This window comes from Bacteroidota bacterium, from assembly GCA_016718825.1.
Lineage (GTDB): Bacteria > Bacteroidota > Bacteroidia > J057 > JADKCL01 > JADKCL01.
This window is the reverse complement of record JADKCL010000039.1, coordinates 21,474-41,362: the sequence shown is the minus strand read 5'-3', so window position 1 is coordinate 41,362 and position 19,889 is coordinate 21,474. Positions and strand designations below refer to the sequence as shown.

General features: G+C 50.7%; 19 protein-coding genes. 5 read left to right on the top strand and 14 right to left on the bottom strand.

What is annotated here, in order from left to right; all coding sequences use genetic code 11:
- Window positions 1-32 precede the first annotated feature (32 nt).
- Together IPN95_26180 and IPN95_26175 are read right to left on the bottom strand one after the other, a co-directional pair.
- Window positions 33-623, bottom strand: a complete 591-nt coding sequence (locus IPN95_26180; protein MBK9452847.1) for a GNAT family N-acetyltransferase — start codon at window positions 621-623, stop codon at window positions 33-35.
- 13 nt (window positions 624-636) lie between these two features.
- Window positions 637-1,041, bottom strand: a complete 405-nt coding sequence (locus IPN95_26175; GenBank protein MBK9452846.1) for a nuclear transport factor 2 family protein — start codon at window positions 1,039-1,041, stop codon at window positions 637-639.
- A gap of 165 nt (window positions 1,042-1,206) precedes the next feature.
- Here IPN95_26175 and IPN95_26170 point away from each other — a divergent pair, with 165 nt between their 5' ends.
- The gene (locus IPN95_26170; protein ID MBK9452845.1) at window positions 1,207-1,701 is read left to right on the top strand and encodes a DinB family protein; all 495 of its coding nucleotides are present in this window, start codon (window positions 1,207-1,209) and stop codon (window positions 1,699-1,701) included.
- 124 nt (window positions 1,702-1,825) lie between these two features.
- Here IPN95_26170 and IPN95_26165 read toward each other — a convergent pair whose 3' ends face one another.
- Window positions 1,826-4,510, bottom strand: coding sequence for a valine--tRNA ligase (locus IPN95_26165; protein ID MBK9452844.1), 2,685 nt, complete (start codon window positions 4,508-4,510; stop codon window positions 1,826-1,828).
- Window positions 4,511-4,905: 395 nt separating this feature from the next.
- Between IPN95_26165 and IPN95_26160 the strand changes: the two genes are divergently transcribed.
- The gene (locus tag IPN95_26160) at window positions 4,906-5,658 is read left to right on the top strand and encodes a hypothetical protein (GenBank protein MBK9452843.1); all 753 of its coding nucleotides are present in this window, start codon (window positions 4,906-4,908) and stop codon (window positions 5,656-5,658) included.
- A 358-nt stretch (window positions 5,659-6,016) separates the two neighbouring features.
- On the opposite strand, the gene IPN95_26155 is transcribed toward IPN95_26160, so the two are convergent.
- From IPN95_26155 to sufB, 10 genes are all read right to left on the bottom strand, one after another.
- Window positions 6,017-6,925 (bottom strand): hypothetical protein, encoded by a 909-nt coding sequence (locus IPN95_26155; protein ID MBK9452842.1) that lies wholly within the window; start codon window positions 6,923-6,925, stop codon window positions 6,017-6,019.
- Between the two features lie 3 nt (window positions 6,926-6,928).
- Window positions 6,929-7,312, bottom strand: coding sequence for a VanZ family protein (locus IPN95_26150; protein MBK9452841.1), 384 nt, complete (start codon window positions 7,310-7,312; stop codon window positions 6,929-6,931).
- A gap of 106 nt (window positions 7,313-7,418) precedes the next feature.
- Entirely contained in the window at window positions 7,419-8,120 is a 702-nt protein-coding gene (locus IPN95_26145; protein ID MBK9452840.1) for a TerC family protein, read from the bottom strand.
- 108 nt (window positions 8,121-8,228) lie between these two features.
- Window positions 8,229-8,645 carry a BrxA/BrxB family bacilliredoxin gene (locus IPN95_26140; protein MBK9452839.1) on the bottom strand — a complete coding sequence of 139 codons (417 nt, stop codon included), beginning with the start codon at window positions 8,643-8,645 and terminating at the stop codon, window positions 8,229-8,231.
- A 110-nt stretch (window positions 8,646-8,755) separates the two neighbouring features.
- Complete coding sequence (locus IPN95_26135) at window positions 8,756-9,118, bottom strand: four helix bundle protein (protein ID MBK9452838.1); 363 nt, start codon at window positions 9,116-9,118, stop codon at window positions 8,756-8,758.
- Window positions 9,119-9,162: 44 nt separating this feature from the next.
- Complete coding sequence (locus tag IPN95_26130; protein MBK9452837.1) at window positions 9,163-9,492, bottom strand: SUF system Fe-S cluster assembly protein; 330 nt, start codon at window positions 9,490-9,492, stop codon at window positions 9,163-9,165.
- A gap of 11 nt (window positions 9,493-9,503) precedes the next feature.
- Window positions 9,504-10,760: a cysteine desulfurase gene (locus IPN95_26125; protein MBK9452836.1), complete on the bottom strand. Its 1,257-nt coding sequence runs from the start codon at window positions 10,758-10,760 to the stop codon at window positions 9,504-9,506.
- Window positions 10,757-12,088: a Fe-S cluster assembly protein SufD gene (gene sufD / locus IPN95_26120; protein ID MBK9452835.1), complete on the bottom strand. Its 1,332-nt coding sequence runs from the start codon at window positions 12,086-12,088 to the stop codon at window positions 10,757-10,759. The genes IPN95_26125 and sufD overlap by 4 nt, the downstream gene beginning before the upstream one ends.
- A 6-nt stretch (window positions 12,089-12,094) precedes the next feature.
- On the bottom strand, window positions 12,095-12,862 hold the full coding sequence (gene sufC, locus IPN95_26115; protein ID MBK9452834.1) for a Fe-S cluster assembly ATPase SufC: 768 nt from the start codon (window positions 12,860-12,862) through the stop codon (window positions 12,095-12,097).
- 132 nt (window positions 12,863-12,994) lie between these two features.
- Window positions 12,995-14,440, bottom strand: coding sequence for a Fe-S cluster assembly protein SufB (sufB, locus tag IPN95_26110; protein ID MBK9452833.1), 1,446 nt, complete (start codon window positions 14,438-14,440; stop codon window positions 12,995-12,997).
- A 243-nt stretch (window positions 14,441-14,683) separates the two neighbouring features.
- On the opposite strand from sufB, the gene IPN95_26105 reads away from it, so the two are divergent.
- The 3 genes from IPN95_26105 to IPN95_26095 all read left to right on the top strand — a co-directional run bounded on the left by IPN95_26105 (window position 14,684) and on the right by IPN95_26095 (window position 18,346).
- On the top strand, window positions 14,684-15,286 hold the full coding sequence (locus tag IPN95_26105) for a Uma2 family endonuclease (protein MBK9452832.1): 603 nt from the start codon (window positions 14,684-14,686) through the stop codon (window positions 15,284-15,286).
- An 18-nt stretch (window positions 15,287-15,304) separates the two neighbouring features.
- Window positions 15,305-15,886 carry a Uma2 family endonuclease gene (locus IPN95_26100; GenBank protein ID MBK9452831.1) on the top strand — a complete coding sequence of 194 codons (582 nt, stop codon included), beginning with the start codon at window positions 15,305-15,307 and terminating at the stop codon, window positions 15,884-15,886.
- Window positions 15,887-16,099: 213 nt separating this feature from the next.
- Window positions 16,100-18,346, top strand: coding sequence for a T9SS type A sorting domain-containing protein (locus tag IPN95_26095; GenBank protein MBK9452830.1), 2,247 nt, complete (start codon window positions 16,100-16,102; stop codon window positions 18,344-18,346).
- Between the two features lie 12 nt (window positions 18,347-18,358).
- Here IPN95_26095 and IPN95_26090 read toward each other — a convergent pair whose 3' ends face one another.
- Entirely contained in the window at window positions 18,359-19,783 is a 1,425-nt protein-coding gene (locus IPN95_26090) for an NAD(P)/FAD-dependent oxidoreductase (protein MBK9452829.1), read from the bottom strand.
- Window positions 19,784-19,889 lie beyond the last annotated feature (106 nt).

Here is a 19,889-nt window from a genome sequence, read left to right as displayed (position 1 = left end):
AAAAGTAATCGTGTTGGCCTACCGTTGGCAAGTCAGAAATTTCGCATCCAGTACATCATCGGTTTGGCGGTGGATTCCGATTCGCCGACATCTTTCCATTCAAAATGACTGACAAGTTCTGGCACCTTGCGGTAGCCACGTTTGATCCAGAAACCGTCGAGCGGTTGGTAGCCGTCGGGCCGCAAGGGATGATCTTCGGGCCGCTGAACGGCACAAAAACAGGTGGAATGAAAGGTCCCGAAACCCGCAGCATGTGCCTCGCGGGCGTCAAAGAACTTATTCCCGATACCCAGGCCTCGAAATTCGGATAAAAGAATGCTCTCCCCGAAATAAAAAATTTCAGAAAGCCGCATTCCAGCATCTTTAAAAGGCTTTTTGACGTCCTCCGTTTCGTCCTCCAAAGGAATGCACGTCGTGGCGCCTACCAAAGAATTCCGATAAAATGCGCCGAACATCAAGGCGCTTTCAGCATTGGAATAGGTTTTGAGGTACTCCTGCTCATAGGCAACGTCGCCTTCGTAGAGGTAGGGATAGTCCCGAAACACCGTGATGCGCAGGGCAGCAAGCGCGTCAAACTGGGATTCGATTGCCTTACCTTGAAAGGCTTTATATTCGATTTCCATTGGTCAAATCCCTTCAGGCGGAAACGAGGCGCAACCATTCCTCCAAATTGTAGTAGGTGCGAATCGTGGTGATCAATCCATCCTGGACGTCGAGCACTGCAACGACGCGGAGTTTGTAAACTTGTCCGTTTGCAGGCGGCATTCCTTCGCCCGCTAGTTTGTAAATTCCGGTAACGAGAAAATCTGCAGCGACCTTCCTGCCATTGGCCTCCTCCAAAAACGTAAAGTCGCTGAGTTGCTCGCTGTAGGCTGCGTCGTTGGATTGCAAAAATTCGGAAAGCAGGGCTTTGCCCATCCTTGGCAGACCCTGGTTAGGTTCGTGCCTGACATCCTCTGCGACAAGGGAAAGCATTTTGGGATAGTCCCCCAAGTTGAAAGCATTGTAATAAGTCTCGGCGACCTCGCGGGCTGTGCGCATTTTCATTCTACGATTTTAAGGCTGCGAAAATACCGCTTTTTCTGATTCACGGCTTGTTTCATTCGATGGGTAGGGCAGGCAAAAAAGGTGCCTTGGGAACTTAGATTCGGCACTTGTCACGAAAAAAAAGCATTAACTTCCTCGCTCAATCCAAAAGAATTGATGATGAATCAGAAAGAAACTTTTTTGAGCGAGTTCGTTGCCGAAGCAGCAAAAACACGCAAAATGCTGGAGCGCGTACCCTTCGACCACGCCACCTGGAAGCCCCACGAAAAGTCATCGACCTTGGCGGCCTTGGCACAACACGTCGCGAATCTGCCCTTGTGGGTGTCTATCACGCTGCTGCAGGACGAATTGGACTTCGCGAAGCCGATGGAACGGAGCAAACCTGTCGAAAGTCTGGAGGAACTGCTGGCTTTTGCCGATCAGCGACATGCAGCTGCCAAAGCTGTCCTTGAAGCGACATCCGACGAAATCCTCGACACCGGCTGGACAATGCGCAATGGGGAGCAGATTTTCTTCACCAAACCGAAAAAGGATGTTCTGCGCGAATTTGTCTTGAACCACACGGTCCACCACCGCGGGCAGCTGTCCGTGTACCTGCGTCTGCTCGACGTTCCCGTACCCGGAATGTACGGCCCAACAGCGGACGAGAAGTGAAAAGTGAAAAGTGAAAAACTATAAGTGAAAAGTGCCGGACGGAAGTGAAAAGTGAAAAGTGAAAAGAAAAAGTGCCGAGAATCAGAATCTTGGCACTTTTCACTATTCACTTTTCACTTTTCACTTAAAGCCCTGCGAGGGACTCGCGGAGGAGCTTTAGCGTTGCTTCGCCGTCGGCTTTCTTTTTGCGTTCGGATTCGACAACCTCGGGTTTGGCATTGCTGACAAATTTCTCGTTGCTGAGTTTCTTGTCGATGCTTTGCACAAATCCCTCCATGTAGGCGATTTCCTTCTCAAGTCTTGCCTTCTCGGCGTCGACATCGATGTTTTGAAGCGGGATGTAGAATTCAGTGGTCAAAACACGGAGGCTTCCGCTGCCGGCAGGCGCTTTGTCGGTGAACTGAATGCTGCTTGTAGCCAAGAACTTCTCGAGCACCGGCTTGTTGGCATTGAAAATTTCTGGTGATTGCGTATTGATGTAAAGATCGATCTGATCTTTGTAGCTCAGCCCTTTTTCGCCGCGGAATGCGCGGATCGCCGTCACCGTCTCCTTGATCAATTCGAAGTTGGAGAGGGCGTCAAAATCGTCGCCCACCACGATCGGCTCGGGAATCTGTGTGAGCATGATGCTTTCGCCGTCTTTGCGTTCGCGGAGGCTTTGCCAGATTTCCTCCGTGATAAACGGCACGAAGGGATGTGCCAATTGCAACACGGATTCGAAGAGATCAATCACCAATTCATAAGATTTGGCACTCATCGTCTCGTCGCGGCCGGTCTTCATCATTTCCAGGAACCAAGAACAGAAGTCGTCCCAAACCAAGCCGTAAACCGTCCGCAAGGCATCGGAAATACGCAATTTCTCGAAATGATCGGCAATCTCCGCTGCGGCAGCATTGATTTTGCGGCGCATCCAAGCCGTCGCAATCTTATCGAGTTCGGTGGGTTCTTTTTCCGGATCAACCGTCCAAAGGCTCACCAAACAGTAGGCATTCCAGATCTTGTTGCGAAACTTGCTGCCTTGCTCACACAGCTTGGAATCAAGCGCCTCCTTGGTCAAATCGAGCGGCGTATCAAAAATGAGGTCCCCTCCTGCCGGCGAACTCATCATGACGCCCACACGCACGCCGTCGGCGCTGTACATGGTGATCAAATCAAGCGGATCCGGAGAATTTCCAAGGCTCTTGCTCATCTTGCGGTTGTTCCGGTCTCGGATCAAGCCTGTGAGGTACACGTTGTTGAAGGGCTTTTTGCCCTCGTATTCGAAGCCAGCCATGACCATCCTTGCCACCCAGAAAAAGAGGATGTCGGGGCCGGTCACCAAGTCGTTGGTCGGATAATAATAGGTTGCGTCGGGATTGCCCGGCTCAGTCAAGCTGCGGAACACCTGAAATGGCCACAACCAGCTCGAAAACCAAGTGTCAAGCACGTCGGGATCTTGATGCAAGTCGTCGATCGTGAGTGTGAGGCCCGTCTTCGCGCATGCCTTTGCAAGCGCGCCTTCCGGCGTGACATCCACAAAATATTGGCGCTGCTCCTCGGGAAGCCCCATTTCATACTTCAAATAATACGCAGGAATCTGCTGTCCCCACCAGAGTTGACGGGAAATGCACCAGTCCTTGACATTCGCCATCCAGTGGTGGTAGGTGCTTTTGAACTTCGAAGGAATCAAATTCACGCTGTCATCCATCACGGCATCAAGCGCGGGCTTGGCCAAATCCTTCATGTCTACCCACCATTGCAGCGACAGGCGTGGCTCGATCACGGCATCCGTGCGCTCGCTATGGCCGACTGTATTCGTGTAATCCTCGATTTTGACCATGTGGCCTGCTGCTTCGAGGTCTTTCACGATCTTCTTGCGCACTTCAAAGCGGTCTTCGCCGATATACAATTGCGCCGCCTCGCTCATGGTGCCGTTCGGATTGAGGACGTCGATGATTTCCAGGTTGTGGCGCTGCCCGATCATGTAGTCATTCGGGTCATGTGCCGGGGTCACCTTGAGGCAGCCTGTACCGAAGTCCATTGTCACGTAATCGTCGGCAATGATGGGGATCGACCGTCCAATCAATGGGACAATCGCGCGCTTGCCCACGAGGTGCATGTAGCGCATGTCCTTGGGGTTCACGGAGATGGCAGAGTCTCCCAAAATCGTCTCCGGACGCGTCGTGGCGATCGTTACATATTCATTTTTAGTGCCTTCGATCTTGTACCGCACTTGGAAGAGACGCCCTTGCTTTTCCTTGTAGATGACCTCTTCGTCGCTCAAGGCGGTCAATCCCACGGGATCCCAATTGACCATGCGAAGGGCACGGTAGATGTAGCCTTTTTCGTACAGGTCGCAGAATACCATGATCACCGCCTTGTAGTAATCGGCATCCATGGTAAAACGCGTGCGGTCCCAATCACAGCTGCAACCGAGCTTGCGGAGCTGCTGCAAGATGATACCGCTATATTTTTCCTTCCATTCGAAGGCATGCGCGAGGAATTCGTCGCGGGTCAGGTCGGATTTTTTGATGCCTTGGTCGCGCAAGAGGCGCACAACTTTGGCTTCCGTGGCGATCGAGGCATGGTCGGTGCCGGGCACCCAGCAGGCGTTGTAGCCTTCCATGCGCTTGCGACGGATGAGAATGTCTTGGATCGTATTGTTGAGCATATGCCCCATGTGGAGCATTCCCGTGACATTCGGCGGAGGAATGACGATGGTATAGGGCTCACGTTCGTCGGGAACGGATTTGAAAAATCCGCTGTTTTCCCAGTATTGATACCATTTTTCCTCGCGCTCGGCGGGATTGTACGTCTTTGCGATGCTCATAGCGATGCCATTGATTTTGGGTGTGCAAAGGTAGTGATTAATGGAGAATGGAGAATGAAGAATGGAGAATGAAAATGAAGGTCTTGGGTTGAGGGAGCGGAGTAATCAGCAATGGGCTGTTTTGTGGAAAGTTGAGAGTGGAGAGTTGAGAGATGAGAGTTGGCGATGAACGTCGCATTTTGAATTTTCGGGAGCCGTTGTTACCGTCCATTGGCGAATGAACTGGCTTAGAAGCGCAGGGAGTCAGGAATTGGCTCGTATGCGGTTTGATTTAGGTGAATATTAAATTTTTACGATGTTACTTTTAGGAAGATATTGTCATGGAACTGACGAATTTATCATGCAGATTGGTATTGTCAAGAGAGAGATCAGTTTCGCTTTAATTTATTCTGGCTATGGAGGTTTTGATCGTGCAATCCGCCAAGGAGGGCAAAAACAGAATACCTGACTTTGAGGATTCTGCCAACCGCAGCCGCTTTAGGCGGGTTTATTCTGTGAAGGATGCAGTATCTGCCATCAAATTTCTTGTTCCCGAACTTGTGATCGTCGATGTCGACATTGAAAACGGGCAAGGATTTCGGGTATTTGAAGACACTAAGGATGTTACTTATGAGAAGATTGTAGTTTCGTCCTCTGACAGTGGCAGGGTGAAGTCGATCCGGTTTGATGTCGCGTTGCATTTACGCAAACCCTTGAAGTCAAATGAATTGCATCTTGCCCTACTTTCGTCGATTTTCAAACGGCAACAACACGGAATCCAAAGACTCTTCAAGGAAAAGTTTGATTCTGACCTTCAGGTGAGGCTTTCTCAAATCTTCCTCCCTACCGCTTCTGGCGTGGTACTCATCCCGGTTGGGGAAATCGCCTGGGTTGAGGACACTGGTGATCAACGCATTCTCAACCTGGCGAATGGCAAAAAGTTGAATTCACCGACAACCATGCAACGGATTCGCGGGCTGTTGCGCGGGAATAATTTTGTGCTGACACATGGATGCATTCTGGTGCAAGCACAGCAAGTTGTGGGCTTCGGGAAGTTTGAAGGCGCCTCGGTTGCCGTTTTGCGCTCCGGCAGAAGATTGGCTGTGAGTTATCTGGACGAATGCAGAATCCGTTCCCTTTGGCAACGCACGAACCATGGAATCACCTGATTTACAATCCTATTGAGATTGGCACCGTACTTTATTCTAGCCCTTGCCGTGAAAAGAATCACCTCTAAAGTGAAACCAATCCAGTAGGGGCTTTTTCTTTGCCCATTCCAGCAAAGCGAGTTTGGCACGGGATTTGGAACAGTTCGCTTGTAGTTTACAGCGTTCTTTCCTTGGAATTGTTCTCCTTAGCAGGAGTGCCCTTTACCTCAGGTAAGGGGCATTTTTTTTTGCGGCTTTGCCGCAAAAAAACAGTGAGGCTGCGGGGATACGGGTGGCAGTTAGCAGTTAGTAGTTAGCAGTTTTGAATGTCGCCTTTAGCGCCATTGGAACTGCTAACTGCTACTTTCTAACTGCTAACTCAGTTAATTTTCCACTTAACCTCCCATTGCATGATTTTGCGGTCATCGCTGCAGGAAAGGAGGCTGTTTTCCAACCAAAGCAGGCGGTTGACGCCGTTCCAGTGGCATTGGTTCTTTTCAAAATTCACGACCTTGAGCAATTCCAGCGAATTGGGGTTCCAGAATTTGATGCTTTTGTCCATGCTGCCACTGATGAGCATGCCGTCCGGACCTTGAATCAAGTCATTGACTGCGAAGTTGTGGGCAGGAACGGAAATCATCCTTTCTGGATTCGAATCCGATTGGTGAATACTCCACAGCGTGATGTGCGCATCCAACCCAGTGGAATACAACTTGCCCCCCTCCCCGACCAAGAGCCTGAAAATGGACTTTTCATGGGCCCGCCAATGCTTCAGCTCATTCAATCCGAGGTCCAATTCACGGATTGTTTGATCGCTTGCCCCCGCGTACAGGCGTTGCGTGCTTGCATCATAGGCAAGCGTGCGGACACTTTTTACAGAAATGCGTTGATAATGAAGATGATCCAAACGTTCCAGGTTCCAAACGGAAATCGCGCCGTCTTCGCCGGATGCGAGAACATGCTGACCGTCGGGCAACAGCAAGAGATCGAAAATCGACTTTTTGTGCAGTTGCACCCGTTTGATCGTTTCCCCGTTCCGCAGATCGACAAACACCAAGTCTCCCGACTGCAAACCCAGCAAGAGCAAATCCCTTTCGGCGATCAGCAATACCGAAAACACTGCGCCCGGCGCCTGCACGATGGCTTTGCCTTCCCCCGTCTCCAGATTCCATTCGGCAACGATTCCCTCAGATCCGCAACTGATGAAATGCCCCGACTTCGTCGACGGACTCAGACTGTAAATCGCCGCGGTATGACCGGTGAATTCTTTGAGTTTTGTGACTTCCATTTTTCAAAAGGGGCCTTGCAGCGATTTTGAAGGTCTTTGGATGCGAATACCCTTGAAAATTCTCAGACATCCATATCCCATCATTGCTCCCAAAACATTCAACAATAAATCATCGACATCCAGACTCCCGCGGTGAAGCAACAATTGGCTGCATTCCAGGATGACGATGGCGCTTACAAACAAAACCAGCATTCTCCCCCATCCGCCACCGAATACCAAAGGAATAAGAACTCCAAATGGCACAAAAATCACGATGTTGCCAGCAAGATTCACGGCAGCAGCCCAAGGATGATTGGCATACATTTTCAAAAAAAGCTTGATCGATGCGAATGGAACCAGGTTGTATTTTGGCGCATCTACTACTTGGCGCCCAAACCCGAATAGCATCCAATAAGTTACCAAAAGGCCGTAACAGAGCAATAGGGATAGAAATACACCCTTCAAAAAAGCCCGGTGGCGGGGTGATTTCTGGATTCCCATTCGCTAGCGTGCATTATGATTTCTCTTCCTTTGGCTTCAAAACCCGCATCTGAATGATGTCTACCAAAAAAGCGAAGGCCATCGAGAAGTAGATATAGCCTTTGGGAATCTCAAAATGGAAGCCTTCGGCAAGCAAGGAGACCCCGATCATCATCAAAAAGCAAAGCGCCAAGATCTTGAACGAAGGATGCTTGCTGATAAAATTGCTGATCGGCTTTGCCGCCACCAACATGATCAACACGGTCACAATCACTGCCGTGTACATGACCCAAAGTTCTTGCACCATGCCAACCGCAGTAATGATCGAATCGATGGAAAATACCAAATCGAGCAAAATGACCTCGGATAACATTCGGCTGAAGCCACTCTTGGCTGGAACGTGAGGCCCATGCTCCTCCGTTTCTGTCTTTTTGTAGATTTCCTTGGCGCTTTTGTAAATTAAAAACAATCCCCCGGCGATCAGAATCAATCCCTTTCCGGTGAATTCGACGTCGAACAAAACAAAGAGCTTTTTGTCCAAGTGAAGGATCCAAGAGAGAAAGGCAAGGAGTACCAAGCGCATGACCATGGCAAGTCCAAGTCCCCAAAAACGAAGTCTACCTCGTTGATTTTCAGGCAATCTGTCTGCCAAGACAGAAATGAAGACAATATTGTCTATGCCCAGAATCACCTCCAAGGCGATCAAAGACAACAAGGGAACAATGGCATCAACCATGGAAAACGTATGTTTTGAGTGCTTTCAAGGATGGGAATGATCTGCAAAGTCATAAAAATGGGATGCATCGCAGCTTGACGAAGCATCCCATTTTTCGCGGATATCGTCTCAGCAGTGCTCTTCAAATGCCGCCAACAAGTTGCCGGCAATCATGTCTGCACTGCGGCCTTCGATGTGGCGACGCTCAATCATGTGAACGAGGTTGCCATCTTTGAAGAGTGCAATTGCAGGAGACGATGGCGGATAAGGTGCCATATAGGCCCTAGCCTTGTCAGTCGCCTCGCGGTCCACACCCGCAAAAACGGTCGTGAGATGCGTTGGCAATTTCGCCGAAGACGTCACGGCCTTCACGATACCTGGACGCGCTGCACCGGCAGCACAACCGCAGACGCTGTTCACGATCACCAACACGGTTCCTTGCGTGTCGTGCATGACTGCATCAACTTCGTCAGCCGTGTGCAGCTCTTGAAAGCCCTTGGAGCTCAGCTCCTCGCGCATTGGTTTTACTAATTCTGGAGGATACATATCTTTCTTGTTTCTTGTTTACAAATTTAACTCGATTGATTGAGAATTGAGAATTGAGAATTGAGGGCCAATCGATCCTCGCACTACTTCCCTATCTAGATTCTCGACCTTCATTTCATCTTCTCCTTCGTGGACTTGATTATCTTGACCAAAAGGCTTACGATTTCTTGGCAGTCATCATTGATGCTTGCAAACATCTCCATATCAATGTATGCGGACCTTAACAACAACTCGATCCAATAAGCTGTCTCATTTGCTTCCTTAAGTGCAATCGAAAGCTTGTGTACAAAATCTGCTGTACTTTCACCATGCTGAGATTCTCTTACGAGTGCTCCAATGGAGGTGCCACTTCGCAAAAGCTGCTTGGACATGATGTACTCTTTTTTCTTTTCTCCAAGGAACTGATACATCTTCACAATGCGAATTGCAAAGTTCATCGTCTTCTCATGCAATATGTTTTCTCTCCCTTGCATAAGTCTAACCGACATTCTCAATTCTCAATTCTCAATTCTCAATTTTACATCATCCCAAGCTCAAGCTTGGCTTCTTCGCTCATCATGCTTTGCTCCCACGGCGGATCGAATGTGATTTCGACTTCGCAATGGTTGACTTCCGGGATGCATTCGACCTTGGCCTGGATTTCTCCGGGAAGGCTGCCTGCGACCGGGCAATTGGGGGATGTGAGCGTCATGCGAATGTGCACGTCTGCGAAAGGCGTGACTGCGACTTCGTAAATGAGGCCCAACTCATAAATATTGACCGGAATCTCGGGGTCATAAATGCTCTTGAGCACGTCCATGACGCGATTTTCCAAGTCCAGCACCAATTCGGGATCGATCTGCTGCATCGTCGTTTCCATCATTGAAACATCTTGATCACTTTGTGGAGGCCGGCAATCAAGACGTCGATTTCGGCTTCAGTATTGTAAAATGCAAAGGAGGCCCGCGTTGTGGCAGGAACCCCGTAGCGGTCCATAATAGGTTGGGCGCAGTGATGTCCAGTCCGAACGGCGATACCGCGGTGGTCGAGCAAGGTACCCACATCACTGGGGTGAATGCCATCGATGACGAAACTCACGACGGCCACTTTTTCGGGGGCTGTGCCAATGATCCGCAAGCCTGGAATCTCCAACAGCTTCGCCGTTGCCAATTCCAACAAATGCTGCTCGTGGGCCAGTGCACCTACATGATCCATCTGATTGAGGTACGCAATCGCCGCACCCAAACCCGCAAAGCCGGCAATATTGGGTGTGCCCGGTTCAAACCGGTGCGGGGGATCGTTCCAGGTGAAATAATCCAAGGTCACGCGGTCGATCATGTCTCCCCCACCTTGGTAAGGTCGCATGTCCATCAACCATTTGTCCTTGCCATACAGGACACCTGTTCCCGTCGGGCCAAACAACTTATGGCCGGAAAATGCATAGAAGTCCACATCAAGATCTTCCATGTCCACGCGCATGTGCGGGACCGCCTGTGCGCCGTCGAGCAGCACGGGAATGCCCTGCGCATGTGCCATTTTGATGATTTCCTTCACGGGATTGATCGTCCCGAGCGCATTGGACACATGGCTGAGCGCGAGCAATTTGGTGCGCTCATTGAGCAATGCCGGAATTGCTTCCAAGTCCAATTCTCCGCTATCCGTCAGTGGAATGGCCTTCACCTTGATTCCGGAACGCGCGGCCAGCAGGTGCCAAGGCACGATGTTGGCGTGGTGTTCCATCCCGGAAATCAGCACTTCATCGCCCGGTTTCAGCTTTTCTCCGAAACTATGCGCTACGAGATTGATGCTGTCTGTGGTGCCTTTGGTGAAAACCACCTGACTGCGGTGAATGGCATTGATATAGGTGCAAATCTGGTCACGTGCACCTTCGTACAGCCGTGTCGCTTGATCGCTCAGATAGTGCACGCCGCGATGGACATTGGCATTTGAATGCGCATAGTAATCGCTCGTCGCATCGATGACCGCCTGCGGCTTTTGGGCCGTCGCAGCATTGTCGAGATAAACCAACGGCTTGCCGTAGGCAGTCGTTTGCAGAATCGGAAAATCTGCCCTCACCCTTGCCAATTCGAAGGGAAGCACGGTTTCCGGAGATGCGACAGTGGTTGCCATGTTCATTCGCCTCCCAATCGTTGCATCAAATAGGTTTCCAAGGTATCCTTGAGCGCCACCGTCGAAATCTTTTCAAGAACTTCGGCGCCGAAGGCGTAGGTCAACAAGGCCTTGGCCTTGGGCGCAGACAGGCCGCGGCTGCGCATGTAAAAAAGCGCGGTTTCATCGAGACGGCCTGTTGTCGCGCCATGCGAACATTTGACGTCGTCGGCAAAAATTTCAAGTTGTGGCTTGGTTTGCACAGAGGCGCCTTCGGAAAGCAGCAAGGTTTTGTTGCTCTGAAAGGCGTTGGTTTTCTGTGCATCCGGACGCACCATCACTTTGCCGTTGAAGACCGCGGTGCTTCTGCCGTCCAACACAGTCTTGTAGTTTTCGTTGCTGTAGCAATGCGGCATCGCATGGTCCACCAAAGTATGGTGATCGACATGCGTATTGCCATCGAGCAGGGTCAAGCCATTGAGGTGGGTTTCGCAACCCGTGCCTTCATGCCGCACCTGCAAATCGTTGCGGACGATCCCTCCTTGCGAACTCATCACGACCGAGGTGAAATGGCTGTTCTTGCCTTGAACCACTTGGGTGAAGCTCGTCAGCGAATAGGTTTCCTCGATTTCGTTTTGAATGCTGCACAATTCGAATTTCGCACCTGCTCCGACGGAGATTTCCGATACATGGTTCTCCCAAATGGGCGCTGCATTCCAATTGTACCATGTTTCGATGACATTGGCTTCCGATAAATCATCGACCAAAATCAGCGTTCTGGAATTGGCCGCAACGCCTTCCCCTACGCCAAGATGAATGACGTTGATCGGTTCAGCGAATTGGGTGTTCCTAGGAATGTGCAGGTAATAGCCATCGGCAGCAATGGCCGTGTTGAGCGCCACCAAGGCGTGATTTTCGAAGGAAGCGATCTTGGAATAATGCTCCAAAACGCCTGCATCGCCGTTCTCGAGGGCCACCTTCAGGCTACCTACCCGAATTGCACCCGCTTGCAAACGTGACAAATTCGGATCAAAATGACCATTCACCAAAACGACGACGTTGCTGCCAAAACCATGCGGCAATACGACATCGTAGAAGTAGTCCACCGAGTTGTCAATGCCTGTTTGAGGCAAGCGGAAGGCTGGAGCAAAATTGCCTTCGACCAATCGGCGCAGGCTCGTGTATTTCCATTCCTCGTGCTTCGTGGTCGGAAAGCCCAACCTTACAAACGTTTGCATGGCTGCGTCGCGGGTAGCTACAACGGAGGCCGGCAATCCCGTGGAAAAGCTCTTCAGCATTTCGTAGTTGGAGGCCCAAGCCCTGACTTCCGCAGCTATTTCTAAGGTATTCGTCATGCGATTTTATACTGTTGGGACGCCATCGACCTCGGCCTTGATCCAATCGTAGCCTTTTTCCTCCAATTCGAAGGCGAGTTCCTTGGTGCCGGACTTCACGATGCGGCCGTTGTACAACACGTGCACAAAGTCGGGCACGATGTAATCGAGCAAACGCTGATAGTGCGTCACGACGATCACGGCGTTGTCGGCATTCTTCAGCTTGTTCACACCGTTTGCGACGATGCGCAAGGCGTCAATGTCGAGTCCGGAATCGGTCTCGTCGAGCAAGGCCAACTTCGGTTCAAGCATCGCCATCTGGAAAATCTCGTTCCGCTTCTTTTCGCCGCCGGAAAAACCTTCATTCACCGAACGCTCCTGAATGAGCTTGGGATCGATTTCGACGAGGTTGGCTTTTTCCCGCATGCGCGTCAAAAATTCCTTGGCCGACATCGGATCCAAGCCGCGCGCCTTGCGAATCTCCTCCAAAGCGGTTTTCAAAAAGGTAATCGTGGTGATGCCCGGAATCTCAACCGGATACTGAAATGCAAGAAAGATACCCGCCCAAGCGCGCTCCTCTGCATTCAATTCCAGCAAATCCTTGCCGTCAAAAGTCACCGAACCGTCGGTCACTTCATATTCCTCGCGGCCTGCCAAAACGGAAGCCAAGGTGCTCTTGCCGGAACCATTCGGCCCCATGATCGCATGCACTTCACCGGCCTTCACCGACAAATTGATCCCTTTCAAGATTTCCTTGTCCTCGACCTTTACACGTAAATCCTTGATCTCTAACATATCTTTTCAGTTAGCAGTTAGCGGTTAGCATTTAGCAGTTGACGAGTGGAAACGTTTTCGTGTGACCACTGCTAACTGCTACTTGCTAACTACTAACCCTTCATTTTTCACTTTTCACTAATCACTTTTCACTTAACCAACGCTTCCTTCCAAACTGATGGCCAACAGCTTCCTTGCTTCGACTGCGAATTCCATCGGAAGATTCTTGAGAACGGCATTCGAAAAGCCATTCACAATCAAGCTGATGGCTTTTTCCTGATCGATGCCGCGCTGTTGGCAGTAAAAAATCTGATCCTCCCCGATTTTGGACGTCGTGGCTTCGTGCTCGACCTGCCCTGTCGGATTGGCAACCTCTATATAAGGAAAGGTGTGCGCGCCGCATTTGTCCCCGAGCAGCAGCGAATCGCATTGGGAAAAGTTCCGCGCGCCTTCGGCTGACTTCAAGATTTTGACCAATCCGCGGTAGGAGTTTTGGCTCTTTCCTGCCGAAATCCCCTTGCTGATGATCGTGCTGCGTGTGTTTTTGCCGATGTGGACCATTTTGGTTCCCGTGTCGGCCTGCTGATGCATATTGGTCAGGGCGACGCTGTAAAATTCGCCGACGGAATTGTCGCCGGTGAGGTAACAACTTGGGTATTTCCAAGTGATGGCGCTACCCGTTTCGACCTGCGTCCAGGAGATTTTCGAATTTTTCCCGAGGCAATTGCCGCGTTTGGTGACGAAGTTGTAGATGCCGCCCTTGCCCTCTTTGTCGCCTGGGTACCAATTCTGCACCGTCGAATACTTGATTTCCGCATTGTCGAGCGTGATGAGTTCGACGACGGCTGCATGCAGCTGATTTTCATCGCGTTTGGGGGCGGTGCAACCTTCGAGGTAACTCACGTAGCTGCCTTCCTCGGCGATGATCAGGGTGCGTTCAAATTGACCGGTATTGCTTTCATTGATGCGGAAATAGGTCGATAATTCCATCGGGCAACGCACGCCTTTGGGGATGAAGACAAACGATCCATCGCTGAAAACCGCCGAATTGAGGGCTGCAAAGTAATTGTCGTTGTATGGCACCACGGCGCCGAGGTACTTTTGGATCAGTTCGGGATGCTCATGCACGGCCTCACCGAAGCTCATGAAGATCACCCCGAGCGTTTTCAACTTCTCCTTGAAGGTAGTGACGACCGATGTGCTGTCCCATACGATATCCACAGCGACGCCGGAGAGTACTTTCTGCTCTTCGATGGAGATGCCGAGCTTGGCGAAGGTCTTCAGCAATTCAGGATCGACTTCGTCGAGGCTGTTGAGCTTGGGCTTCTGCTTCGGCGCGGCGTAATAGGTGATATCCTGATAATCGATGGGCGGATACTGAACATTTTGCCAGTGGGGTTCCTTCATCGTGAGCCAGTGCCGAAAAGCCCGCAAACGCCAATTCAGGAGCCATTCGGGTTCATTTTTCTTGCTTGAAATGAGCCTGACGATGTCCTCATTCAGCCCTTTTGGGGCCCTATCGCTCTCAATATCAGTCACAAAGCCGTAGGCGTACTCCTGTCCGGCAATGTCTTCGATCACTTTGAGGTTCTCACTCATTCCACCAATTTCTTATTTAGACTCATTCTAATTAAGGGCAAAAATACGAATCTTTAACTCTGAAGGAAGGTGAATGTTTTAAAAATTTCGGGATTGGGTGGAATGGGGGTGGATTTGGGTTTTGGCCAATCCGAAGGTAGTATGCTTCCGAGTGACCAATGAGTAGGTGAGACAACCCGACACGATCGAAACCGACCTTGAGCCTAGCTTTGCCTGCTTTCAAATTCTGCGTATCTTTATCCAATGAATGCTGCAGAGAAAAACTTGAGGGTATCAGCGAATGACTATCTGATCTATTTGGATTCCATTGAAGGTCGGGCAGAATTCTATGACGGGCAAATTTTTGATATGGCTGGGGGATCCAACAATCACAGTAAGATTGGTGTGAATTGCAGTTCTGCGTTACTCTCTGCGCTTTCCCACAAAGATTGCTCAGTATATGGTGCCGACGCAAATTTGGCGATCGATGCAGCAAACGCTATCGTGATGCCGGATGTCCATGTGGTCTGTGGCGATGAGAAATACTCCAATCAAAACAGCAAAATTCATACGAATGCGATCGTCGTTGTAGAAGTGCTCTCACCATCGACAGGCTTGCACGATCGCGGGGGCAAATTTCATATCTACATGAAGATTCCGACACTTCAAGAATACGTCCTCATCGATCAGTTTCAACCCCAAGTGGACGTTTTGCGACGTTCGGATACTGGTTTTTGGCTGTTTCAATCCTATTCGGGTATGGAGGAAGTTATCCACCTTGCCTCACTCGACATCGATATTCCCTTGAGCAGCATCTACGCAAAGGTCAAGTTTGATCCGAATCCGGATATCGCCATCAAACCTTAAAATTGCAGGCAACGAACCATGGGTGTCGGAGAAAAAGTCACCGTTCAGGATTACCTGACCTATTTGGATTCCATCGAGGGTAGGGCCGAATACTATCAAGGAGTCATTTTTGATATGGCAGGGGGGACCAATGTGCACAGCTTAATTGGTGTGAATGTCAGCGGTGAACTCCGTGGGTTCGCGAAATCCAAAGGGTGTCGCGTCTATGGACCTGATGCAACACTTGCAATTGATGCAACGTCTTCCGTGGTCATGCCTGATGTTCACGTCGTATGCGGTGAGGAGACACCCTCAAGCCAGAATCAAAATCTCAATACGAATGCGATTCTGATCATTGAAGTCTTGTCTCCCTCAAGTGGAACCTATGATCGAGGTGGCAAATTCAACCGATACAAACACGTACCGAATTTGCAGGAATATATGTTGATCGAACAAGCAGAGCCGCACGTGGAGGTTCTTAGGAAACAACCTTCCGGAATTTGGTCATTCCAGTCTTATGATGATCTTTCAGAGGTCATCCACTTGACATCGATTGGATTTGACCTTCCCATGACGTCCATTTATGACCAGGTTGTTTTTCTGGCGAAAGGCAAGTCTTGAAACAGCGCTCCTCCTACGTCCTCCCTCCAGCTCACAATTACGATGATGCAAATCTACCGGAAGGTCGAATTTGAAACGGAAGCCTGAAAGCATTCCTCCTTGATTTGTTGTTCAATTATCCACAAACGGGTACCTGTTTCCACCATGATGCTACGCGAAGGGCAATTTTTCCTACCTTTCCTCTAGGTAATAGGAATTAACACTTGGTAGGGTATGGAAAAGAAACTCTTTTTGGCGGCGATGCTGTGCGCGCAGATGTTGGGCATGCAGGTAATGGCGCAAACGATCGCAACCGTTCGCACGGCTTCGATTGGCAGCACGGTGACGGTTCGCGGCATTGTGACGAACGGTTCGGAACTCGGCAGCATTCGCTACGTGCAAAACGGAACGGCGGGCATTGCGATTTACGGATCCAATTTGTCCTCGTTGCAACGCGGTAACTCGGTGGTGGCAACGGGTCCGCTCACGAACTACAACAATTTGTTGGAGGTCACGCCGGTCAATTCGTTTACGGATTTGGGGCCGCAGACTTTGCCTGCTTTTCAGACGATCACCGTTCCGCAAATGAACGAAACGACCGAAGGCGAATTGGTGCGTTTTGACAACTGTACCTTTGCCTTGGGAGGCGGTACATTTGCTGGGAATACCAATTACAATGTCACTTCCGGCGGACAAACGCTGCAAGTTCGGATTGCCAACACGAGCCCGCTTGTGGGAACGGTGATTCCCGCCGCCGCGGTGCACCTTACGGGAATTGCCTCGCAGTTTTGCGTCAATCCGACTTCCGGCTGCACGACAGGCTATCAACTCCTGTTGCGCGATGCCAACGACATCCTGCAGATTTCCACGATTTTCATCACGGCAGCGACTACGCAGACCAATATTTCGACGACAAGCTTCGATCTGAATTGGAGCACCAACGTGGCAGGAACGAATTCCTATCTCCAATATGGCACGACACCGGCCTTGACCGGGGGAACCGTCACCGCCAACAATGCAACGAACCATACCGTGACGTTAACGAGTTTGAGTCCTGCTACGGTCTATTATGCCAAGGCGTATTCGATTCTGAATCAGGACACTGCCGTGACCTTGATCGCTCCGTTTTGCACACAATCCTTGTCTTCGGGCAAAATCACCGCCTATTTCAACCGCATCCCCGACCTGAGCCAATCCACGGGCGTTGACGCGCGCTACATCGGCACCAAAATCGCCGATACTTTGGCGGCCTACATCAACCGCGCAACGATCAGCCTCGACATTTGCATCTACAATTGGGACAACCTCACGCAAGGGATGAAGATTGTATCGGCGGTGAACAATGCGCATCAACGTGGTGTGGCGATCCGCATGATTTACGATGGCAGCACCAACAATTCCTGCCTCAATTCGCTGAATGGTGCGATCAAACGGTTGGCTAGCCCTGGCGGAATCAACTACAGCATCATGCACAACAAGTTTGTGATCATCGACGAAAACGCATCCGACCCGAATCTTCCTGTGGTTTGGACCGGCTCGACCAATTGGACCGATCAGCAGCTCACCGAAGACGCCAACAATGTCATCATTTTCCAAGACCAAAGTCTGGCACGTGGCTACAAGCTGGAATTTGACGAAATGTGGGGGAATTCCAGTCAAACCGCTGCCGCTACGCCGGTCAATTCGAAGTTTGGACAGTACAAATCCGACAATACACCCCATGAATACATCATTGGTGGCAACAGCGTGCAAAGCTATTTCAGCCCATCCGACCAGACCAATACGCAGATTTTGAACACCATTGGCACGGCTGATACCGATTTGTATTTCGCGCAGTTTGTAACGACACGCTCAGACCTCGCCTACAAAATCAAGGATCAAATCGCGCTGAATGGGCTGGACAGCAAGGGTTTGATTGACGATTCCTCGTCGTCTGCCATTCCTTATGGCATCTTGAAACCGACCATGCTTTCGAACCTTGCTTTGTACAAACACAGTTGGCTGCTGCATCAGAAATACCTGATCGTGGATCAAAGCGATTTCCAGAGTGATCCTTTGGTGCTTACCGGTTCGCATAATTGGAGCAACAATGGCAACAACAAAAACGACGAAAACACGGTCATTGTCCACAATTTGATCCTTGCCAACCAATATTACCAGGAATTCATGGGCCGTTGGTGCGAACGCGAAGGCATGACTTGTACGCTTTCGGGTACCGAAGATGCGCTTCAGATGGAATTGGGCGTATTTCCGAATCCCAACAATGGCAACTTCAACGTTCGTTTTGAAGCGACAGCCGATGCCGTGGGCGTGATCGAACTATATGACCTGACCGGAAAATTGGTGTATGCAACTTCGAATGCGATTCAGTCGGGCATCAACCAAATTTCCGTGACAACTGCAGGGTTGCCCCGCGGGATGTATGCGCTGCGAATGGTAGCCGGAGAAACGACTTGGTCGAGCCGTGTGATGTTGCAATAGTTTCTGAAACCATCAGGCTTCAGAATAACATCCTCCCTCCCACCGTTGGCATTTCAATTGGCTGAATGCCTGCGGCTTGAAGATGCTTTTTCCGAGCAACATGCGCACGCATTCTTGCACACCCTCGGTGATGCTTGGATGCGGATGCACCATCTCTGCGAGTTCGTGGATGCCCTTGCCCATGCAGATGAGCAGGGCCACGGCTTGGATGGCGCTGCTCGCATCCTGCCCGATCGCCCGCATGCCCAAAATGCGCATTTCTGCATCGTCGGTCACCAGAATTTTGAAAAATCCCTCCGTTTGCCGCATCGCGATCGCCCGTGGAATGCAGTCGTAATTCCAAGTCGCCACACGGTAACAAAGTCCGGCGCACTGCGCTTGAATTTCGTTCATGCCCACGCCCGCGACTTCGGGCTCCAAAAACATGATCGTCGAAATGTTGTCGTAGCAAAGCGCCTTGTGGGCGTAGCCAAACATGGTTTCGACCGCAAATCTGCCTTCCAATTCGCCAACGTTGACGAGGGCGATGTCGGCGGTGATGTCGCCGACGGCAAAGATATTGGCTGCGGTCGTGCGGGTATCTTTGGACATTTCGAGGATATGGCCGCGGTCTGTCAATTGGACGTCGGTATTTTCAAGGCCAAGGCCTTCGGTATTGGGCTCGCGCCCGACCGAAATCAGGGCCTTTTCGACGTTGAAAATTTCTTGTCGGCCATCGGAATACCGCAATTCGTATTCGACGCGGCCATTCTTGATTTCCATTCGCAGCAAACTCGCATGACGGTGGATCGTTGCGCCATTCGCCTCCAGATTTTTCTCCACGATGGTCACGATATCGGCATCTTCGAAGGGCAAAATCCGGTCGGCTTTGTCGATGAGGTACACTTTCGTTCGGCCGAAGGAGGCAAAAATCGTGGCAAATTCGCAGCCGATCACGCCTGCCCCCAAAACCACGATACTTTCCGGGTAATCCTTGAGATTGCCAACGCCATCGCTGCTGAGGATGATCTGTTCATCCACTTGAATATGGGGAAGCAGCCGCGGCCGGCTTCCCGTTGCCAAAATCACAAATTCGGCCTCGAAATGTTGCGGCCCCTGCTCGGAATCCACGCGGATATGATGGTTGGATTCCAAAATGGCTTGGCCCTTGACGTAGTGGATGTCGGCATGCAATGCACAGGAATTGCAGCCCTCGATGTGACGGTCAAGTTGCGCCATTCGTTCATTGACGGCGACATTGACCTGGGCGACAATGTCTGCAAAAGGCACCTGCACGCCCGGCAAGCCGAAGTGCGCATTCTGCTTGCGCCAACGTGCCAAATCCTGCGAAATTTCCCAAAACGTCTTGGAACTGAGCGCGCCATTGTGCAAGCCTGCGCCACCGAGTTTGTCCTTTTCGATGAGCAACACACGCTTGCCAAAGTCCACGGCACGCATGGCATTTCGTTGGATTACCGACTTTACGCCTGAGGTCGAAATGCAACATTGAATTGAGAATTGAGAATTGAGAATCGAAGATCGGCGAAGCCAAACCCGCAGGGTT

Bases quoted from the DNA above. Each gene is read 5' to 3' on its own strand.
- IPN95_26155 (MBK9452842.1), bottom strand. From the start codon at position 6,925: ATGGAAGTCACAAAACTCAAAGAATTCACCGGTCATACCGCGGCGATT.
- IPN95_26160 (MBK9452843.1), top strand. From the start codon at position 4,906: ATGGAGGTTTTGATCGTGCAATCCGCCAAGGAGGGCAAAAACAGAATA.
- IPN95_26125 (MBK9452836.1), bottom strand. From the start codon at position 10,760: ATGAACATGGCAACCACTGTCGCATCTCCGGAAACCGTGCTTCCCTTC.
- IPN95_26105 (MBK9452832.1), top strand. From the start codon at position 14,684: ATGAATGCTGCAGAGAAAAACTTGAGGGTATCAGCGAATGACTATCTG.
- sufB (MBK9452833.1), bottom strand. From the start codon at position 14,440: ATGAGTGAGAACCTCAAAGTGATCGAAGACATTGCCGGACAGGAGTAC.
- IPN95_26135 (MBK9452838.1), bottom strand. From the start codon at position 9,118: ATGCAAGGGAGAGAAAACATATTGCATGAGAAGACGATGAACTTTGCA.
- IPN95_26180 (MBK9452847.1), bottom strand. From the start codon at position 623: ATGGAAATCGAATATAAAGCCTTTCAAGGTAAGGCAATCGAATCCCAG.
- IPN95_26145 (MBK9452840.1), bottom strand. From the start codon at position 8,120: ATGGTTGATGCCATTGTTCCCTTGTTGTCTTTGATCGCCTTGGAGGTG.
- sufD (MBK9452835.1), bottom strand. From the start codon at position 12,088: ATGACGAATACCTTAGAAATAGCTGCGGAAGTCAGGGCTTGGGCCTCC.
- IPN95_26140 (MBK9452839.1), bottom strand. From the start codon at position 8,645: ATGTATCCTCCAGAATTAGTAAAACCAATGCGCGAGGAGCTGAGCTCC.
- IPN95_26170 (MBK9452845.1), top strand. From the start codon at position 1,207: ATGAATCAGAAAGAAACTTTTTTGAGCGAGTTCGTTGCCGAAGCAGCA.
- IPN95_26090 (MBK9452829.1), bottom strand. From the start codon at position 19,783: ATGCGTGCCGTGGACTTTGGCAAGCGTGTGTTGCTCATCGAAAAGGAC.
- IPN95_26130 (MBK9452837.1), bottom strand. From the start codon at position 9,492: ATGCAGCAGATCGATCCCGAATTGGTGCTGGACTTGGAAAATCGCGTC.
- IPN95_26095 (MBK9452830.1), top strand. From the start codon at position 16,100: ATGGAAAAGAAACTCTTTTTGGCGGCGATGCTGTGCGCGCAGATGTTG.
- sufC (MBK9452834.1), bottom strand. From the start codon at position 12,862: ATGTTAGAGATCAAGGATTTACGTGTAAAGGTCGAGGACAAGGAAATC.
- IPN95_26100 (MBK9452831.1), top strand. From the start codon at position 15,305: ATGGGTGTCGGAGAAAAAGTCACCGTTCAGGATTACCTGACCTATTTG.
- IPN95_26165 (MBK9452844.1), bottom strand. From the start codon at position 4,510: ATGAGCATCGCAAAGACGTACAATCCCGCCGAGCGCGAGGAAAAATGG.
- IPN95_26175 (MBK9452846.1), bottom strand. From the start codon at position 1,041: ATGCGCACAGCCCGCGAGGTCGCCGAGACTTATTACAATGCTTTCAAC.
- IPN95_26150 (MBK9452841.1), bottom strand. From the start codon at position 7,312: ATGCTATTCGGGTTTGGGCGCCAAGTAGTAGATGCGCCAAAATACAAC.